The sequence below is a fragment of the Paucibacter sp. B2R-40 genome (genome assembly GCF_025717555.1).
GTDB lineage: Bacteria > Pseudomonadota > Gammaproteobacteria > Burkholderiales > Burkholderiaceae_C > Paucibacter_A.
The window spans coordinates 577374-596227 of record NZ_JAJIRP010000002.1; the positions used below are offsets into that span (position 1 = coordinate 577374).

Sequence of the window (18854 nt, forward strand, 5' to 3'; positions counted from 1 at the left end):
GCTTTTGGAAAGGTCAGGAAGAGGAGGTGGAAGCGGGCGTCGCAGCGGGCAAGGCCGTCAGGGCCGAGCTGTTGCGAAACCAGCGAGGGTAATAAGTTTGCACCGTTGGCCCGTCATTGCGAAGTGCATGGCAACGATTGAGTTGAAACGGCGCCTGGCCGTCGGCACCGCCTTCGCGCGTGTCGAGCACGACGCCGGCAAAGGCCTGAATCACGGCGGATGGCAACACCTGACACATCTCGGTCAGGTGGGTACAGCCTTTGATGCCCGCCAAGCGTTCTTTGACACCGAGCCTGAAACCCTGCATCAAATTGAGCCCAACCAAGGCAGCGTACGCGTCGCCATGCTGGTCACAAGCGCCGGGGTAGGGCATCCAACTGGTTTGCGAGCCGGCTTCCAGAATATTGGTCTTGTCGTCCACCACCAGACGCAATTGCATTGCGTGGATGGGCTCGCCCGCTAGGCGTGTTCCGCCGGCCACCGCCATATCGCGCGTCTTGGTATCCATCAACTCGGCATCGACGTCGTACAAGCCGTCGGCGCGCGCGAACACCTGCACGTCAATGGCGCGGCGATGCATCAAACGGCGCTCGGCGAAAGGATTGGATAGGGGCATGTCTTGAAAACGGCTTCGCACAAAACACTGCCTGCGGCCCAAATGGTCGGCAGGCAGGGACATGCGCAGGCCGACAATGTAGCATGCTGCGCCGCGGCAAGGCTTGCGCGAAACTGTCAAGACGGGCATAAACCCTGGCTTTTTGCGCGATGTTGTGACGCTGGACCCGCTTCAATCGTCGTCCCAACGCAGCAGTTTTCGGATCGTTTCGGAGCTGAAGCCGCGCGCCATCATGAAACGCATTTGCTTGGCCTTGACCGCCGCGTCGAGCGGCGCATGGGCACCGAATTTGCGCGAGCAGATGATTTTGGCGCGCTCAAGCTCGGCAGCCTTGAGCTCAGCCATTGCCTCGGCACTCAAGCTCAACCCATGTTGGGCCAATTCCTGCTTGATGCGCAAACTGCCGTAACGCGAGGCTCGCGCATGCACCCGGGACTCGACAAAACGCTGATCGCTCAAAAAACCCTGTGCTTGCAGCCAGTCCAGCAACAAGTCGAGTTCGGCCTGGGCTTCCATTACAAGGCTCGGCTCGCCTTCAGCGGCCGGAGCAGCTTTGCGCTGAATGTTCTGTAGCTTGCGGCGAAGCTCGACTCGGCTGTGCTCGCGCTGGGACAGCAGGGAAATGGCGCGCATTTTCAAGGACAGCGGTTTCATTTCTGTTTGTGCAGCGCATGGCGGGCCCGCAGCAAGGCGGGGCCACTTCAGTTCTATCAGGACGCAGCGACTTGCAGCGACAGGCCCTGCCGCTGATCTACTGCCATTGGAATCAAACCCGGCAAGCTGCCGTTCTGCCGCCAAGCCGGCGCAGCCTGCGTATCCGACCAATATTCGTCAATGCTGACGATCAAGTCTCGCTCAATGCCAAAAAAACTATTGGCGTAAAAAGACTGAGTGCCTTGATCAACCCGCACCAGGCTATGCACGCGCCGACGCGGCCGTGCGTCCCCTGACGCTTGTGCCGCAGCGCCCAGCGCATTCAACTCCAGCAGATGAATCGTCCAACCCTCGGGGTAGACGGCATTGACATGGACGATGGCCGCAGCGCCCTCGAAACGCTCAGACGTCGCCCACCATTGGCAACAGGCCTCCGGATGCAGCAAGGCTTGCGCGGCGGCCCATTCACGCGCCTGATACAGCGCCCAAAAGCGCTGCACCAGATTCAAGTCGGCGGCTGGACCGCTCATGCTCGGCGCCTCACGAAGCTTCAAGCAGCGGCGCTACCTGCCAACAGGGGCACGCCCAGCGAGTCGCGCACCTTGTTCTCAATTTCATGCGCAATATCGGGGTTCTCGCGCAGGAATTCGCGCGCATTGTCCTTGCCTTGGCCGATCTTCTCGCCGTTGTAGGCATACCAGGAGCCGGACTTTTCGACCACCTTGGCGATCACGCCCATGTCGATGATCTCGCCTTCGCGGCTGATGCCTTCGCCGTAAAGAATGTCGAATTCGGCGGTCTTGAACGGCGGCGCGACCTTGTTCTTGACCACCTTGACCTTGGTTTCGCTGCCGATCACTTCATCGCCCTTCTTGATCGAGCCGATGCGGCGGATGTCCAAGCGCACCGAGGCGTAGAACTTCAGCGCGTTACCGCCGGTGGTGGTCTCGGGGCTGCCGAACATCACGCCGATCTTCATGCGGATCTGGTTGATGAAGATGACCATGCAATTGGCCTTCTTGATGGTGGCGGTCAGCTTGCGCAGCGCCTGGCTCATCAAACGGGCTTGCAGGCCGGGCAGCGAGTCGCCCATTTCGCCTTCGAGTTCGGCCTTGGGCGTCAGCGCCGCGACCGAGTCGATGACGATCAAGTCAACCGCGCCGGAGCGCACCAACGCGTCGACGATCTCGAGCGCCTGCTCGCCGGTATCGGGCTGGCTGATCAACAGGTCCTGCAGATTGACACCGAGCTTTTGCGCATATTGAATGTCCAGCGCATGCTCGGCATCAATGAAGGCGCAAACGCCGCTGAGCTTTTGCATCTCGGCAATCACCTGCAGCGTGAGCGTGGTCTTGCCCGAGGATTCCGGGCCGTAAATCTCGACCACCCGGCCGCGCGGCAGACCGCCGACTCCCAGCGCGATGTCCAAGCCCAAGGAGCCGGTGGAGACCACCTGAATGTCTTCGATCACCTCGCCATCGGCCAAGCGCATGATGGAGCCCTTGCCAAATTGCTTTTCGATTTGGCTGAGCGCGGCCTGCAAGGCCTTGGCCTTCTCTGGGTTGACGGTGTTGGCGGTTTTGACTGGGGCGTCCATGAAGTTCTCCTGAATGAGCTGGCCGAATTATGGCGCAACCTGAGGTTTTGTACAGTAGTTTTTGAGATTGAAGGCAAAAGGCCAGCAAGTTCATCCATCGTACAAAGCCAGTAGCTCATAGAATGAGCTACATTCAGAAAAACTCCATTCTTAGGCTGGCAATTGCAGCAAGCCAATCGGTGCCCGCCCGGCGGCGGCCGAGATCAGACCCAGCACGCGGGTCGGCTCGGCCCCCAACATCGACCAAGTGAAGCGCCAGCTCCAGTTGCCGCCCAAGACGCCGGGCACATTCATCCGGTGTTCACCGCCCAGCCCCAAGACATCTTGCAGCGGGAACACCGCCATATTGGCGACCGAATTGCAGCAGGCGCGAATCATCGCCCAGTGCACATCCTGCTCGCCGCAAGCCAGATAGGCGCCGGCATAGGCGCGCTCATGCGGCGCGGCCTTGTCCCACCAACCTCGCACGGTGTCGTTGTCATGCGTGCCGGTATAGACCACACAGTTGCGCGGCCACATATGCGGCAAGAACTCATGCGTCGCGTCGCCGCCAAAGCCGAACTGCAAAATCTTCATGCCAGGGAAGCCACAGCCGTCGCGCAGCGCATGCACATCCGGCGTGATGAAGCCCAGGTCTTCCGCCACGATGGGCAAGGCGCCGAGCGCCGCCGCGATGGCGTCGAACAAGGCTTGGCCAGGGCCGGTGATCCATTGGCCTTGCTTCGCATCGGGGCTGGCGGCAGGGATCTCGTAATAGCCGGCAAAGCCACGGAAATGATCGATGCGGAACACATCGGCCTGGCTCAGCGCGCGTTTAACGCGCGCCGTCCACCAGCTGTAGTTATCGGCCGCCATCGCTTCCCAGCGGTAAAGAGGGTTGCCCCAGCGCTGGCCTTCCAGCGACATTGCGTCGGGCGGCACGCCGGCCACGACCGTGGTCTGGAAATTCTCGTCCAGGTGATAAAGCTCGGGGCGCGACCAGCAATCAGCGCTGTCATGCGCGACGAAGATAGGCAGGTCGCCCATGATGGACACGCCCTTGCTATTGGCATAGGCCTTGAGCGCGCCGATCTGGCTGTCAAACGCCCATTGCACAAACTGCCAGAAGCGGTACTCGTCGGCATGGCTGAGCCGCGCTGCGGCCAAGGCCTCAGGCTCGCGCCGCGCCAAGGCCGGCGCCCAGCTCCACCAAGGCAAGCCGTTCAGCGGCGAGCGGATCGCCATGAACAAAGCGTAGTCATCCAGCCAGTCTTGCTGGGCCTCGCACCAGGTGGCAAAGGCTGCACGGTCCTCGGCGCTGGCCTTGGCGAAGAAGCCTGCCGATGCCAAGCGCAGCTGCTGCTCGCGCCAAGGCAGCACGCGGCCGTAATCGACTACTTGTGCGTCAAAGCCGTCGGTCGGCAAATGCAGCGGCGCCAACCAGCCCTTGGCGATCAGCGGCTCGAATGCCACCATCCACTGGCTGCCGGCAAAGGCGGACACGCCTTGGTAAGGCGAGTCGCCGGGGCCTATCGGTGTGGTCGGCAGCAACTGCCAGATGCTCTGGCCGGCGCTATGCAGCCAATCCACAAAGGCAAAAGCATCGGGGCCGAAGTCACCCATGCCATGTGGGCCGGGCAAGGAAGTGATGTGCAGGAGCACGCCGGCGGAGCGTTGATTGAGGTTCATATGGCGTCGTTTCTCAGTCAGTCGTGGCGCAGCAAGAGCAAGCTGCGTCCGGGGATGGTCATTGTCTGACCTGCGTTGAAGATTTGATGATCCGAAGGCAGCAGCACCGCGCCGCTGTCCAGCGCCAAGCGCCAAGCACCACCGCTGAGTTTGAAGGCCAGCTCTTGGGGCTCGGGGTTGAACACCACCATCAGGCGCGGCTGGCTGGCGCCGGCCTCGAACATCTGCGCCGCGAAAGCATGGCTGGAAGCATCAAACCAGTCTTGCTGCTGCATCTCTTGGCCCGCCGGCGTGAACCAGCGCAGGCGTGCAGTGGCGTCGCCAGCGGAGGCAAACCAAGCATCGTGTCGCAGCAAGGGCTCTTGGCGGCGCAGCGCCAACAGTTGCGCGACAAAAGCTTGCGTATCTGCTTCAGCTTCGGCCCAGCTCAGCCAGGTCGTCGCGTTGTCCTGGCAATAGGCATTGTTATTGCCGCCCTGGCTGTTGCCGATCTCGTCCCCGGCGCACAGCATCGGCGTACCCTGGGCCAGCAGCAGCGTGGCCAGCATGGCGCGGCGCACGCGCAAACGCGTGGCGCGAATGGCGGCGTCATCGCTCGGCCCCTCAAACCCAAAGTTGGCGCACAGCTCACCATCACGTCCATCGCGGTTGTTCTCGCCATTCGCATGGTTGTGCTTGGTCGAAAAGCTCACCACATCGGCCAAGACATAACCATCATGCACAGAGACAAAATTGACCGAGGCGCTGGGCCGGCGGCTGCCGTGGTGGAACAGATCGCTTGAGGCCATGAAACGCCGCGCCAACTCGCCGCGGCCGACACTGGGCTTGTCCGAGCGCAACCAATAGCCGCGTACCGCATCGCGGAACTTGTCATTCCAATCCAGGAAACGGCCGGGGAAGCGCCCGACCTGATAGCCCTCATGGCCGGCATCCCAGGGCTCCGAGATCAGATGCACACCGGCCAGCAGCGGGTCTTGGCGCAAGGCGGTAAAGAAAGCCGATTGCGGGTCAAAGCCATGGTGGGTGCGGCCCAGCACCGGTGCCAAATCAAACCGGAAGCCGTCGACGCCCATCTCGCCGACCCAGTAGCGCAGCGAGTCCAGCACCAGCTGCGCGACACGCGGGTGAGCGCAGTTGACGGTATTGCCGCAGGCGCTGACATTCTCATAACGGCTTTTGTCATCGGCGACCAGGCGGTAGTAGCTGCGGTTGTCCAGGCCCCTGAAGCTCAGAGTCGGGCCGAACTCATTGCCTTCGGGCGTGTGGTTGTAGACCACGTCCAGCACCACCTCCAGCCCGGCCGCGTGCAGCTCGCGCACCATCGCACGGAACTCCTCCCGCACGGCGCTCGGGTCGTCCCGGTGCCGGGCCTGCGCCAGACCAGGATCCGGGCTGAAAAAACCCAGGCTGTTATAGCCCCAGTAATTGGGCTTGCCCAGGTCGGCCAGATGCGGCTCATCGATGTGGAAATGGACCGGCAGCAAGGACAAGGTCGTCACGCCCAAGGCCTTGAAATGTGCCAGCGCGACCGGATGCGCCAGGCCGGCATAAGTGCCCTGCAGCTCGGCCGGCAGGCCCGGCAGCTGTTTGGAAAAGCCCTTCACATGGACTTCATACAGAACCAGATCGGCTGTGGCATGGCGGGGTGCATTCAGGCGCGGGCTGCTGGCGGGCTCCAAACCTGGCGCCACCCGCGCCTTCAGCGCTTGCAGCGCGTTGTCGCGCGTATCGAAGGAGCGCGGGCCGTCCGGATGACCCAACTCATAGCCATGCTGCTCGGGGCCCCAATTGAAATGGCCAACGATCTCCAGGGCATAGGGGTCGAGCAGCAGCTTGTTGGCATTGAAGCGATGGCCATGCTCGGGTGCATAAGGCCCATGGGCACGCAGGCCGTAAACAAGACCTGGCCCCAGCTCGGGCAAAAAGCCGTGGAAGACCCCGTCGTCATGGCCGGGAAGCTCATAGCGGCGCAACTCGCGCTGACCCGCCGCGTCAAAGATACACAGCTCGATGCGGGAGGCGGCCTCCGAGAAGACGGCGAAGTTGATGCCGCCGTCTCGCGGCGTGGCGCCCAGCGGCTCATGGCGTCCGGGCAAAAGTGTCAAAGGCAAACTAGGCATATCGTTTCAAACGGGCACAAGAAAGAGGCAAGCCAGCGGAGGCAAGCTCAGCACAATCGACTGCGCCTGACCCTGCGCAGCCACCGGCTCGGTGAGCAGCTGTGCGGCTTGGTTGCCCATATTGCTGCCGCCGTAATGAGCGGAATCGGTGTTCAGGGCTTCAATCCAGCCCGCATAGCCAGCTGGCACGCCGAGGCGATAGCCATGGCGTGGCACCGGGGTGAAGTTGCTCACGACGAGGACAGGTGGTGCAGAAGCGTTTTTACGCATCCAGGCCAGCACCGAATGCTCGGCATCCGCCGCGTCCAGCCACTCGAAGCCGGCAGCCTCGCAGTCAAGCCGGTGCAGCGCCGGCTGCTGGCGGTAAAGGGTATTCAAATCGCGCACCAAGCGCTGCACGCCGGCATGCGCGGGCTGCTCCAGCAAGGCCCAAGGCAACTCGGCATCATGATTCCATTCGCTGCTTTGAGCAAACTCCTGGCCCATGAAGAGCAGCTTCTTGCCCGGATGGCCCCACATAAAACCGTAATAGGCGCGCAGATTGGCGAACTTTTGCCAGACGTCACCGGGCATCTTGTTAAACATCGAGCCCTTGCCATGCACGACCTCGTCATGCGAGATCGGCAGCACGAAGTTCTCGCTGAAGGCATAGACCAGGCCAAACGTCATCTTGTCGTGGTGCCAGCGCCGGTGAACCGGGTCTTCCTGCATGTATTTGAGCGTGTCATTCATCCAGCCCATATTCCATTTGTAGTGGAAGCCCAGGCCGCCGGCCGAGGTCGGCGCCGACACGCCGGGGAAGCTGGTCGACTCCTCGGCGACGGTGATGGCGCCTGGCGCATGCAAGCCTAATTGCTCATTCATGCGGCGCATGAGGGCGATCGCCTCGAAGTTCTCGCGCCCTCCTTCGCTATTCGGAACCCACTCCCCGGCCGGGCGCGAGTAGTCGCGGTAAAGCATGGACGCGACCGCATCGACGCGCAGACCGTCCACACCCCAGCGCTCGGTCCAATACAGCGCATTGCCGATCAGGAATTGGCGCACCTCGTTGCGGCCAAAGTTGTAGATCAGCGTGTTCCAGTCGCGATGGAAGCCCTCGCGCGGGTCGGCATATTCGTACGGCTGCGTGCCATCAAAATTCGCCAAGCCATGCGCGTCGGCGGGGAAATGCGCCGGCACCCAGTCCAGCAGCAGCCCCAGGCCACGCGCATGGCATGCCGCCACAAAACGGGCAAAGCCCTCGGGCGGGCCGAAGCGTGCGCTGGGCGCATACAGGCCCAAGGTCTGATAGCCCCAAGAACCATCAAACGGGTGCTCGCTGATAGGCATCAGCTGCAAATGCGTGAAGCCCATCTCGGCGGCGTAGGCCGGCAACTGCTCGGCCAGCTCATCCCAAGTTGGGAACTGTGCCGCGCCGCGCCGCCAGGAGGCGGCATGCACTTCGTAAATTGAGATCGGCGCCGAGCGCGCATTGGCCGCCGCGCGGTCGGGCGGCAATGCCTTGGGCGCCGCCAAAGCGCTGGCGACGATGCTGGCCGTGTCGGGGCGCAGCTGCGCGGCGCGGGCAAAGGGGTCCGCTTTCAGCGGCAGCAACAGCCCGCCGGCATCCAGCAGCTCGAACTTGTAGAGATCGCCCGCCGCCACATGCGGCACAAAAATCTCCCACACGCCGGCCTCGTGGCGCCGCCGCATCGCGTGGCGCCGGCCGTCCCAGCCGTTGAAGCTGCCGACCACGCTGACGCGGCTGGCATTCGGCGCCCAAACTGCAAAGCGCACGCCGGCGACATCACCCAAGATAAGAGGATGGGCACCCAGCGCCTCGAAGGGCCGCAGGTGCTCGCCGCGCGCCAACAGGCTCAGGTCTTGCTCGGGCAATTGCGGACCGAAGGCATAAGCATCGGCATAGACACCCTCGCTGCCATCGCCCCAGCAGACGCGCAGGCGGTAATCAAAGCGCTTGCGGCGCCGCCCGGCCGGGGCTTCGAACAGCCCGTCCGGATGACGCAGTTTGAGGCTGGCGACCAGCTTGTCGCTGCCGGCCTCCAGCAGGTCCACCGAGCGCGCGCCCGGTAGCAGCGCGCGCAGCCAGAGGCGCCCTCCTGCCTCGGCCATGTCTGCCTCTGCGTGCAGACCCAAGACCGCAAACGGATCGGCATGCCGCCCGCCCAGCAACTGATCGACGTCGCGCTGCGCCAACATCACGTTCAGCCCAGGCTGGCGACCGACCAGACGCGGTCAACGTACTCGGCAATCGTGCGGTCGCTGGAGAAGTCTCCCATGCCGGCCACATTCAGAATCGCCTTGGCGCCCCAGGCTTCGGGCTGCGCATAGAGCGCATCCACTTCCAACTGCTTGTCCACATAGGCGGCAAAGTCCGCCATCAGCAGGTAGTTGTCGCGGCTCAAAAGCATCTCGGTCAAGGCGCGATAACGCTGAGCATCACCGGATGAGAACTCGCCACCGGCGATGCTATCGATGACGCGCTTGAGCTGTGCGTTCTGTTCCATATACAGACGGGGTTCATAGCCCAGCGCCTTGATCTGCGCCACCGCCTCGGTGCGCAGGCCGAAGACGAACATATTCTCCTCACCCATGGCCTGGGCCATCTCGATATTGGCGCCGTCCCAGGTGCCTATCGTCAGCGCGCCATTGAGGGCGAACTTCATATTGCCGGTGCCCGAGGCCTCGGTGCCGGCGGTAGAGATTTGCTCGGACAAGTCGGCCGCCGGGATGATGACCTCGGCCAGGCTAACGCCGTAATTGGGCAGATAGACGAGCTTGAGCTTGTCGCCGACACGCGGGTCGCTATTGACCACGCGCGCCACATCGTGCGCCAGCTGAATGATGGACTTGGCCATCACATAAGCGCTGGCCGCCTTGCCGGCAATGATGACGGTGCGTGGTACCCAGGCGGCGTCAGGATTGGCCAAGATAGCCAGATAGCGCGCCACCACATGCAAGATGTTCAGCAGCTGGCGCTTGTATTCATGGATGCGCTTGATCTGCACATCGAACAGGCTGTTCGGGTCGACCTGCACACCGATTTCGCGGCGAATCAGGTCGGCCAAGCGCTGCTTGTTGGCCAGTTTGACGGCCTGGAACTGCTGGCGGAAGGCGGCATCCGAGGCGGCCGGCGTCAAGGCTCGCAGCTCGGCCAGATCTTGGCGCCAGCCCTTGCCGATACGCGCGTCCAGCAAGGTGGACAGCTGCGGGTTGGCCTGCTGCAACCAGCGGCGCGGCGTCACACCATTGGTGACGTTATGGAAGCGGCCGGGGAAGATGGCGGCATAGTCGGCAAAAATGGTCTGCACCATCAGCTCCGAATGCAGCGCGGCCACGCCGTTGACGCGGTGCGAGGCGACGATGGCCAAGGCCGCCATGCGCACACGCCGCTCGCCACCATTGCGCCCCTCATCGATCAGCGACACGCGCGCCAGCAAGGCGTCGTCGCCAGGGAACTTGGCCCGCACTTCGGCCAGAAAGCGCGCATTGATCTCGTAAATGATTTCCAGATGGCGGGGCAGCAGCGCCTCGAACAGCGGCAACGCCCAGGTCTCCAGCGCCTCGGGCATCAGGGTGTGGTTGGTGTATGACACCGCTTGGCGCGTGATCTTCCAGGCGGCATCCCAGCCCAGGCCATGCTCGTCCAGCAACAAGCGCATCAGCTCGGCCGGGGCCAGCGCCGGGTGGGTGTCGTTCAGATGAACGGCGTTGGCTAGCCCTAAGCCATCCAAGCTGCCCGCTTCGCGCAAATGGCGGGCAATCACGTCTTGCAGCGAGGCGCTGACCAGGAAGGCCTCTTGCTTCAAGCGCAGCTCGCGGCCGGCTTCGCTGCTGTCGTCCGGGTAGAGCACCCAGTTCAGCGCATCGGCGGCGACGCGGTGACGCGCCGCGCCGGCATAGTCACCGGCACAAAAAGCCTTGAAGTCGATGGGCGCTGCGGCCGTCGCATGCCATTGGCGCAGCGTCGAGACGCGCTCGCTGTGGTGCGCCGGCACGATGAAGTCAAAGGCCTGCGCTTCGAGCTGCTCGGCCGGCTGCCAATGGCGCTGGCCGGCTTCATCCACCGTGACCCGGCCGCCGAAGCCAACCGCGTAGCGCACATCGGCGCGCGGCACCTCCCAGGGCTGACCTAGGCGCATCCAGTCATCCGGCGCCTCGACCTGGCGACCGTCTTGAATCGCCTGGGCAAACATGCCGTATTGATAACGCAGACCATAGCCGAAGGAAGGCAGACCCAACTCGGCAAACGAATCCAAAAAGCATGCAGCCAGGCGACCCAGGCCACCATTGCCGAGCGCCGCGTCGGGCTCACGCTCCAGCACATTGCCGAGTTGCTGGCCCTGCGCGGCCACGAGCCGATTCAGCTCGGGCTCCAAGCCCAGGGCGGCCAGCGCGTTCGACAAGGCACGCCCCATCAGGAATTCCATCGACAGGTAATGCACGCGGCGTACCGGATGCGCGGCACCCCGCACCGAGTCGCGCGCGGCGTCCTCAGCCTGCGTGCGCGCCCAGCGCTCGGCCAACAAGCCGCGCGCCGCGGTGGCGGCGGCCCGCATGGCAACGGCCGCTGTGGGCTGGCTGGCCTGCGCCAGTTCAGCGCCGTAGGCCAGTGCAAATTGTTCGTTGAGGGCGGCTTTTTGGACTGCGTTGGAAGTCATAGGGCTGGCGCTCTTTGCGCTGTTGATGCTTGGGGCAATTTTTTGCATGGTCGAATTCATGGCCTTGACAATCGGTCTGGATCGCAGCGGAGCTTGCAGGCTGCGCTGCTTTAGCGAGGCAAGAAGCCCTCGGCGATGGCTGCTTGAACCAAAGTATCGCCTACTCCAAGGATTTTGTGTAGTTTCACTACATAGTGAAAGCCCCAATTTATCACTCACACCTAGGCTTGTCGCCACAAAGTCCTGGCTCCTAGGTAGTTTTGCTGTTGTTAAACTACATCTTGAACGGTATATTGCCTCCAAGATAAGACAAGGCGTGAGACAAAGATATGGCAGATGTTCAACTCAGCGGCGTGGCCAAGGCCTACGGCGAGGTCAAGATCCTGCATGGGATAGACCTGGAAATTCGCGACGGCGAGTTCATGGTGTTTGTCGGCCCCTCGGGCTGCGGCAAATCGACGCTCTTGCGCACCATCGCCGGCCTGGAAGAGATCACCGGCGGCGAGCTGCGCATTGGCGGGCGCGTGGTCAACGAAGTGCCCCCGGCCGAGCGCGGCATTGCGATGGTGTTCCAGAGCTATGCGCTCTACCCGCATATGAATCTGTATGACAACATGGCTTTCGGCCTCAAGTTGGCCAAGGTGCCGCCTGCCGAGATCGAAGCTGCCGTGCGCGGCGCGGCGAAAATTCTGCACATCGAGCATCTGCTGGATCGCAAGCCCAAGGATTTGAGCGGCGGCCAGCGTCAGCGCGTCGCAATTGGCCGCGCGATTGTGCGCAAGCCCGAGGTGTTTTTGTTCGACGAGCCGCTGTCCAATCTCGACGCCGCCTTGCGCGTACGCATGCGCTACGAGTTCGCCAAGCTGCACGAAGAGCTCAAGACGACGATGGTCTATGTGACCCATGATCAGGTCGAGGCAATGACGCTGGCCGATCGCATCGTCGTGCTCAACGCTGGCCGCATCGAGCAGGTCGGAACGCCGCTGGAGTTGTACGAGCATCCGGTCAATCTATTTGTGGCCGGCTTCATCGGCTCGCCGAAGATGAATTTTCTGGAGGCCGAGGTGGTCGCCGCCGATGCTGCGGGCGCCAAGCTGCGCCTGGCCAGCGGCGCGGTGGTCAGCGCGGCGGTCAATGCCGCCAGCGCCAAACCCGGCGACAAGGTCACGCTGGGCCTGCGGCCGGAACACTTTGTGGTTTGCGAAGCGGACACGGTCGCCACCAATGCCATCCAATGCACCGTTACTTTTGTCGAAGCACTCGGCAGCGCCACACACGCCTATTGCGCCTACCCGGGCGTCGAGGATGCACTGACTTGTGAGTTTGACGGCCGCACACGCATACGCGCCGGCCAGGACATTCGCCTGAGCCTGCCGCCCGAGGCCTGCTATGTATTTGACGCGGCGGGCGTGGCCTTGCCACGACTGGGCGGGACGCCGACATGAAAGGCAGCGCCCTCCCACTGCTCGCCTTGCTGTTGAGCGGCGCCGTTCACGCTGGCAGCAATCACAAGCTGCTGGTCTGGATCAATGGCGACAAGGCCTATGGCGGTTTGCAGCAAGTCGGCGATGCCTTCGAGAAAACCTCGGGCGTCAAGGTCGTGGTCGAGCATCCGGTCGACGCGACCGACAAATTCCAGCAAGCCGCCGGCGCCGGAAAAGGCCCGGACATCTTTTGCTGGCCGCATGACCGGGTCGGCGAATGGGCCAAGTCGGGTCTGCTGACGCCCTTGCGCCCGAGCCAAAAAATCTACGATGAAGTCGAAGAAGCAGCCTGGAAGGCCTTTGCCTACCAGGGCAAGATTTGGGGTTACCCGATCGCGATCGAGACCACAGGCCTGATTTACAACAAGGCCTTGGTGCCGACGCCGCCCACCACATTCGAAGAACTGATCGCGCTCGACAAGCAGTTGCAAAAGCAAGGCAAGCACGCAATCTTGTGGGACTACAACAAGAGCTTTTTCACTTGGTCCATCCTCGCCGGCGCCGGCGGGCAAATCTTTGGCCGCGACGCCAAGGGCGAGTTCGATGCCAACCAGGTCAGTGTCAACAATGCCGGCGCGCTGGCCGGCGCAGAGATGATTGCCCGGCTCTTGCGCGAGGGTCATATGCCCAAGGGCGCACGCTATGCCGAGATGGAAAGCGGCTTTGCCAAGGGCGATATCGCGATGATGATCTCCGGCCCCTGGGCCTGGGACAACGCCAAAAAAGCCAAGATCGACTTTGGTGTTGCGCCGATTCCGGCAGTTATTGCCGGCAAGCCGTCCAAGCCTTTTGTCGGCGTACTCGGCTGCATGATTGCCGCACCAAGCACCCAGAAAGACATCGCCCGCGAGTTTCTTGAGAACCATCTGATGCGCCCGGCCGCGCTCAAGGTGCTGGACGCCAATGTGCCTATCGGCGTGCCGGCCAACAAGGCTTTCTACGCCGAGTTGTCGGTCAACCCGCTGATACGCGCCAGCATGGAAAACGCCCGCGTCGGCGAGGCCATCCCGAATATTCCGGAAGTTGGACGTTTCTGGACCGCGATGGACGCAGCGCTTGAGGCCATCACCAACGGCCTGCAAAGCCCCAAGGACGCGCTCGACGGCGCCTCGGCCCGCATGCTGCTGAAGACCGCCAAATAAGTACAAAACACATGAACGCCGCATCCCAACATTCCACAAGCTTGGGCGCACTCAGCGCCTACAGCAAGCTGCCGCCCACCGCGCTGGAGCGCGCGCTGCAGGCCTTGCGCTGGCCGCTCACCGGCGCGGCCATGCTGGCCTCGCTCTACATGGTCTTCATGATCCACGCCGCCGGCCAGACTTGGTGGGCGGTCGGCGCCCTGAGTTTTTTCGCGGCTGCGTTTTACGTCTACGTCAGCAACGCAGGCTTTGCTTACCGCTACTTGTTCCCCGGCATCGCCGGCATGCTGATCTTCATTGCCTTCCCGCTGATTTACACGGCGCAGATCGGCTTCACCAACTACTCCTCAGCGCATCTCTTGAGTGAGCAGCGCGTACGTGAGTACCTGCTCGACCAGCATGAGGCGGTGCAGACGCTGACGCAGCCCTTCACCCTGCATGCGGACGGGGCGGCATTCCGCCTCGTGCTCAGGCAGGCCGACGCCGGCCCGGCCTGGGTGTCGCCGCCGCTGGCCTTGCGCAATACAGGCAAGGAGTTGGCGGTCGAAATGGAAGCCTTCGCCAACCAATCGCTGCAGCCGGCTTTGTCGCTGCGCGAGTTGATCCTGCACCGCGAAGCCTTGATGCAGCTGAAATTGATCTTGCCGGCTTCGGCGGGTCTGATTGAACTGCGTTATCTGGGCCTGCGCGAGTTCGGCCCCATCACACGCAACTGGCAAGCTAACGCCGACGGCAGTCTGACCAGGCTCGCCGACGGCCAAGTCTTCAGCGCCAACCGCGAAATCGGCAATTTTCAAAATGCAAAAGGAGAAGTCCTGCAGCCCGGCTTCAAGGTCGTGGTCGGCTGGCAGAACTACACCCGCATGGTGCTGGACGCCGAGTTCCGCGGGCCCTTCCTGGCGATCTTCAGCTGGACGGTGATCTTCAGCTTGTTGACCGTCGTACTGGCCACGTCCATCGGCATGCTGCTGGCGGTGATGCTGAACTGGGATGACCTCAAAGGCCGCACCACTTACCGAACGCTTTTGTTCCTGCCTTACGCAGTGCCGGGCTTTATTTCCATCCTGGTGTTCAAGGGCTTGTTCAACCAGAACTTCGGCGAGATCAACGCGATTCTGGACGCGCTATTCGGCGTCAAGCCGGCCTGGTTTGCCGACCCGCTGCTGGCCAAGACCATGTTGCTGATCGTCAACGTCTGGCTGGGCTACCCCTACATCATGATTCTGTGCGCCGGCCTGCTGAAGGCGATTCCGGCCGATCTGTACGAGGCCTCGGCGATTGCCGGCGCCGGCCCGCTGACCAATTTTTTCAAGATCACCGCACCGCTGGTCATCAAGCCCTTGGCACCGCTCCTGGTCAGTGCCTTTGCCTTCAACTTCAATAACTTTGTGTTGATCGCGCTGCTGACAGATGGCCGACCCGATTTCTTGAGCACCAAGATCCCGGCCGGGCAGACCGACATTCTGGTGTCCTACACCTACCGCATCGCCTTCAAGGACTCCGGCTCCGACTTCGGCCTCGCGGCCGCGATCTCGACGCTGATCTTCTTCCTGGTGGCGGCGATGTCTTTGATCAATTTACGACTGATGAAGAAAGCGCAGGGATAACCAGATGGCAATCGTACGAGGCAAACAAGCACGTTGGCGAGTCTGGGCGGCTCACGCCTTGATGTGGACGTTCCTAGCCATCACGCTGTTCCCGCTGCTGGCCATCATCAGCATTTCGCTGCGGCCCGGCAACTTCGCCACCGGCAGCATCATCCCGACGCAGATCAGTTTCGAACATTGGTCGTTAGCGCTGGGCATCCCCTACCAGGCGGCCGACGGTAGCCTGGTACAGCCACCCTTCCCGGTGCTCTTGTGGCTATGGAACTCGATCAAGGTCGCCACCATCTCGGCATTCTTGATCGTTGCCATCTCGACCTCGGCAGCCTTCGGTTTTGCGCGCCTGAAGTTCCGCTTCAAGATGCCCATCCTGAACTCAATGCTGCTCTTGCAGATGTTCCCACCTGTCTTGGCACTTGTCGCGATCTATACGATCTTCGAGACGATTGGCAATTTCATCCCCTGGCTGGGCATCGAAACCCATGGCGGCCTGGTGCTGGCTTATCTGGGCGGCGTAGCCACCCATATCTGGACCATCAAGGGCTATTTCGAGACGATCCCGGTCGAGATCGAGGAATGCGCCAAGGTCGACGGCGCCAGCCATTGGCAGGCGTTTCGATTGGTGCTGCTGCCGATGGCGGTGCCGATTCTGATGGTGGTGTTCGTGCTGGCCTTTATCGGCTGCATCATCGAATACCCGGTCGCCTCGGTGCTGCTGCGCGAAGAAAGCCATCTGACGCTGGCGGTGGGCTCCAAATACTTTTTGCATGACCAGCGCTTTTTGTGGGGCGACTTTGCCGCCGCGGCCGTGCTCTCGGGCCTGCCGATCACACTGGTGTTCCTGCTGGCGCAGCGCTGGATCGTCTCGGGCCTGACGGCCGGTGGCGTCAAGGGTTAGGTCGGTGATGCTTCGCCTCACCCTCGCTCTATTTTGCGGGCTGCTGCCGGCATTGGCGCAAGCCGCCGACTGCAAGCCCAGCCCGCTGGGCGAGCGCGAACTGTTTCTGCGCGGCAGCTTCAACAACTGGAGCGCCAGCGACGAGCATCGCTTTGTCTATGTGTGCGATCGCTATGAGCTGTACGCCAAGCTGAGCGGCGAGCAGAGCTTCAAGATCGGTGACGAGGACTGGTCGAGCGACGCGGACTTTGGCGGCAGCGCCGCCGAATTGAAACTCAAGGGTGGCGCGCTCAGCGAGCGCTTTGGCGGCGGCCACAAGCTGCAACTGCGCTTCGCTGAGAACGGCGTGGCCAGCTTGCAGATCAGCCCGTTTTCAGGCGAGCCGCCACAACTGGTCAGCGCGCCTAGCGTCACCGACACCGTGGCGCTGAGCATCCGCTTTGATTCACGCGACGGCCGCGACAAGTCACCGTTCGGCGCCGTCACGCCGGGCAAACCAGTGCGCTACAGCTTCCAAGCCCTACCCGGCATCGAGCAGGCCACGCTGGTGATCGCCAAGCGCCGCCTGGAGGGCAATCAAGAACTGTTGGAATATGGCGAGGCGACGCGCCTGCCGATGACAGCAAGCAAGGTCGGCAAAAGCGACAAAGTGCAGCGCTGGTCTGCCAGCCACAGCTTTGCCGCCCCCGCCATCTACGGCTACCACTTTGAGGTCCAGATCAAAGGCAAGACCTTTGTCTACCAAAACAAGCGTGACCCGGTGTACTGGACGCGTGAAAAAGGCAGCATGGGCCTAGGCTTGGTGGACCCGCTGCCCGAGAACCCCAAGCGCATACGCCGCTATCGCCAAACCGTTTATGCGGCTGACTTCCAGGTGCCGGCCTGGGCGCGCGACGCAGTGTTCTACAACATCTTCCCGGAGCGTTTCCGCAACGGCGATGCGGACAATGACCCGCGCCCGGGCCGCGATCACTACCAGGACAAGGACGTCGAGTTCCACGCCAACTGGCTGGACAAGCCCGCCAAGCCGAACACCCAAGATGGCTCCGACGACACTTACAACAACGACTTCTTCGGCGGCGACCTGGCCGGCATCATTAGTAGGCTCGACTACATCAAGTCGCTGGGTGCCAACGCGATCTATATGACGCCGATTTTTCGGGCCGCCAGCAATCACAAATACGACACCGCCGACTACACCCAAGTCGACCCGGCCTTCGGCACTAACGCCGACTTCAAGCGTCTGACGGTCGAAGCCGCCAAGCGCGGCATCCGCGTGATACCCGACACCTCGCTGAACCATGTCGGCAGCGACTCGCCCTACTTCAACCGTTTCGGCAACTACCCCGCCGGCGGCGCTTTTGATGATGGTGCGCTGAACCCGGCCTCAGGCTACGCCTCCTGGTTCAAGCTCGACGCAGCCCAAGCCAAAGCCGAGGACCAATACCAGGGCTGGGCGGGCGTGAAGGACCTGCCCGAGATCGACAAGGGCTCCAAGGCTTTCCGCGCCTTTGCCTACGGCGCCCCAGGCTCGGTGATGCTGCAATGGCTGGACCTGGGCGCGGCCGGTTGGCGCATGGACGTGGCGCCCTGGGTGCCGGATGACTTCTGGCGCGAATGGCGAGCGGCCATCAAGTCGCACAAGGCGGACGCTTTTCTGATCGCCGAGACCTGGTTCGATGCCAGCAAGTTCTTGCTCGGCGACAGCTTTGATTCGTCCATGAACTACATCTTCCGCAACACCGTGCTGGACTATGCGGCCGGCGGCGATGCGGGCAAGCTCTACCCCAACATCGAGCTGATGCGCGAGGCCTATCCGCCGCAGGCCTTCTTCGCGATGATGAATCTGCTCTCTTCGCATGACCAGGCGCGCGCCTTGCACCATCTGGGCTGGCAGGTCGAGGGCGACCGGGATGCAGAGACCTTGGCCAAACAGCGCCTGCGCTTGGCCAGCTTTATGCAAATGACGCTGCCCGGCGCGCCGGCGATTTACTACGGCGACGAGGTCGGTGTCGGTGGCGGCGAGGACCCGTTCAACCGGGCCACCTACCCCTGGGCCGACCTGGGTGGGCAGCCCGACAATGCGCTGCTGGCCGATATCAGGCGGCTCACGCAGCTGCGCCACCAACACAAGGTGCTGCGCCACGGCAGCTTCAGCGCGCCACTGCATCTGGACGCTCACGTGATCGTGCTGGCCCGCCAGGACGGCAAAACCTGGGCGCTGAGCGCCAGCAATAACGATTCAAAAGCCCAGACCGTCAAGCTCAAGCTAGCGCCGAATTTGCGCGGGTTGCGCTGGAAAGACGCCTTCAGCGGCCGCTGGCTGAAGGCCGACCGCCAGGGCCAGCTGCAAATCACCGTTCCCCCCATGTTTGGCCGCGTGCTGATCAGTCACTGAAAAGAAGATAAA

13 protein-coding genes are annotated in these 18854 nt (G+C 62.5%); 5 read left to right on the top strand and 8 right to left on the bottom strand.

What is annotated here, in order from left to right; translation table 11 throughout:
• Nucleotides 1-13: 13 nt before the first annotated feature.
• The 8 genes from LNV09_RS06415 to LNV09_RS06450 all read right to left on the bottom strand — a co-directional run bounded on the left by LNV09_RS06415 (nt 14) and on the right by LNV09_RS06450 (nt 11316).
• Nucleotides 14-616 (bottom strand): DUF2889 domain-containing protein, encoded by a 603-nt coding sequence (locus tag LNV09_RS06415; protein WP_263556252.1) that lies wholly within the window; start codon nt 614-616, stop codon nt 14-16.
• Between the two features lie 171 nt (nt 617-787).
• A complete protein-coding gene (recX, locus tag LNV09_RS06420; RefSeq protein WP_263556253.1) occupies nt 788-1270 on the bottom strand; it encodes a recombination regulator RecX in 483 nt (160 codons plus the stop codon).
• 56 nt (nt 1271-1326) lie between these two features.
• A complete protein-coding gene (locus tag LNV09_RS06425; RefSeq protein WP_263556254.1) occupies nt 1327-1800 on the bottom strand; it encodes a nuclear transport factor 2-like protein in 474 nt (157 codons plus the stop codon).
• A 20-nt stretch (nt 1801-1820) separates the two neighbouring features.
• Complete coding sequence (gene recA / locus LNV09_RS06430) at nt 1821-2867, bottom strand: recombinase RecA (RefSeq protein ID WP_263535852.1); 1047 nt, start codon at nt 2865-2867, stop codon at nt 1821-1823.
• A 150-nt stretch (nt 2868-3017) separates the two neighbouring features.
• The gene (malQ, locus tag LNV09_RS06435; RefSeq protein WP_263556255.1) at nt 3018-4670 is read right to left on the bottom strand and encodes a 4-alpha-glucanotransferase; all 1653 of its coding nucleotides are present in this window, start codon (nt 4668-4670) and stop codon (nt 3018-3020) included.
• Nucleotides 4553-6655, bottom strand: a complete 2103-nt coding sequence (gene glgX, locus LNV09_RS06440; protein WP_263556256.1) for a glycogen debranching protein GlgX — start codon at nt 6653-6655, stop codon at nt 4553-4555. The genes malQ and glgX overlap by 118 nt, the downstream gene beginning before the upstream one ends.
• A 6-nt stretch (nt 6656-6661) precedes the next feature.
• Nucleotides 6662-8854 carry a 1,4-alpha-glucan branching protein GlgB gene (gene glgB / locus LNV09_RS06445; RefSeq protein WP_263556257.1) on the bottom strand — a complete coding sequence of 731 codons (2193 nt, stop codon included), beginning with the start codon at nt 8852-8854 and terminating at the stop codon, nt 6662-6664.
• Between the two features lie 5 nt (nt 8855-8859).
• Entirely contained in the window at nt 8860-11316 is a 2457-nt protein-coding gene (locus tag LNV09_RS06450; protein ID WP_263556258.1) for a glycogen/starch/alpha-glucan phosphorylase, read from the bottom strand.
• Between the two features lie 329 nt (nt 11317-11645).
• On the opposite strand from LNV09_RS06450, the gene LNV09_RS06455 reads away from it, so the two are divergent.
• The 5 genes from LNV09_RS06455 to LNV09_RS06475 are packed head-to-tail and all read left to right on the top strand — an operon-like array spanning nt 11646 to nt 18842.
• Complete coding sequence (locus tag LNV09_RS06455; protein WP_263556259.1) at nt 11646-12761, top strand: ABC transporter ATP-binding protein; 1116 nt, start codon at nt 11646-11648, stop codon at nt 12759-12761.
• The gene (malE, locus tag LNV09_RS06460; protein WP_263556260.1) at nt 12758-13942 is read left to right on the top strand and encodes a maltose/maltodextrin ABC transporter substrate-binding protein MalE; all 1185 of its coding nucleotides are present in this window, start codon (nt 12758-12760) and stop codon (nt 13940-13942) included. The genes LNV09_RS06455 and malE overlap by 4 nt, the downstream gene beginning before the upstream one ends.
• Nucleotides 13943-13953: 11 nt before the next feature.
• Nucleotides 13954-15549 (top strand): maltose ABC transporter permease MalF, encoded by a 1596-nt coding sequence (gene malF / locus LNV09_RS06465; protein WP_263556261.1) that lies wholly within the window; start codon nt 13954-13956, stop codon nt 15547-15549.
• 4 nt (nt 15550-15553) lie between these two features.
• Nucleotides 15554-16444: a maltose ABC transporter permease MalG gene (gene malG / locus LNV09_RS06470; protein ID WP_263556262.1), complete on the top strand. Its 891-nt coding sequence runs from the start codon at nt 15554-15556 to the stop codon at nt 16442-16444.
• A 7-nt stretch (nt 16445-16451) separates the two neighbouring features.
• Nucleotides 16452-18842: a glycoside hydrolase family 13 protein gene (locus tag LNV09_RS06475; protein ID WP_263556263.1), complete on the top strand. Its 2391-nt coding sequence runs from the start codon at nt 16452-16454 to the stop codon at nt 18840-18842.
• The last annotated feature ends 12 nt before the right edge of the window (nt 18843-18854 follow it).

What these genes read in the sequence shown, in the direction of transcription:
- LNV09_RS06415 (WP_263556252.1), bottom strand. Translation starts at nt 616, where the DNA reads ATGCCCCTATCCAATCCTTTCGCCGAGCGCCGTTTGATGCATCGCCGC.
- LNV09_RS06475 (WP_263556263.1), top strand. Translation starts at nt 16,452, where the DNA reads ATGCTTCGCCTCACCCTCGCTCTATTTTGCGGGCTGCTGCCGGCATTG.
- LNV09_RS06425 (WP_263556254.1), bottom strand. Translation starts at nt 1,800, where the DNA reads ATGAGCGGTCCAGCCGCCGACTTGAATCTGGTGCAGCGCTTTTGGGCG.
- malF (WP_263556261.1), top strand. Translation starts at nt 13,954, where the DNA reads ATGAACGCCGCATCCCAACATTCCACAAGCTTGGGCGCACTCAGCGCC.
- glgX (WP_263556256.1), bottom strand. Translation starts at nt 6,655, where the DNA reads ATGCCTAGTTTGCCTTTGACACTTTTGCCCGGACGCCATGAGCCGCTG.
- LNV09_RS06450 (WP_263556258.1), bottom strand. Translation starts at nt 11,316, where the DNA reads ATGACTTCCAACGCAGTCCAAAAAGCCGCCCTCAACGAACAATTTGCA.
- malG (WP_263556262.1), top strand. Translation starts at nt 15,554, where the DNA reads ATGGCAATCGTACGAGGCAAACAAGCACGTTGGCGAGTCTGGGCGGCT.
- malE (WP_263556260.1), top strand. Translation starts at nt 12,758, where the DNA reads ATGAAAGGCAGCGCCCTCCCACTGCTCGCCTTGCTGTTGAGCGGCGCC.
- LNV09_RS06455 (WP_263556259.1), top strand. Translation starts at nt 11,646, where the DNA reads ATGGCAGATGTTCAACTCAGCGGCGTGGCCAAGGCCTACGGCGAGGTC.
- recX (WP_263556253.1), bottom strand. Translation starts at nt 1,270, where the DNA reads ATGAAACCGCTGTCCTTGAAAATGCGCGCCATTTCCCTGCTGTCCCAG.
- glgB (WP_263556257.1), bottom strand. Translation starts at nt 8,854, where the DNA reads ATGTTGGCGCAGCGCGACGTCGATCAGTTGCTGGGCGGGCGGCATGCC.
- recA (WP_263535852.1), bottom strand. Translation starts at nt 2,867, where the DNA reads ATGGACGCCCCAGTCAAAACCGCCAACACCGTCAACCCAGAGAAGGCC.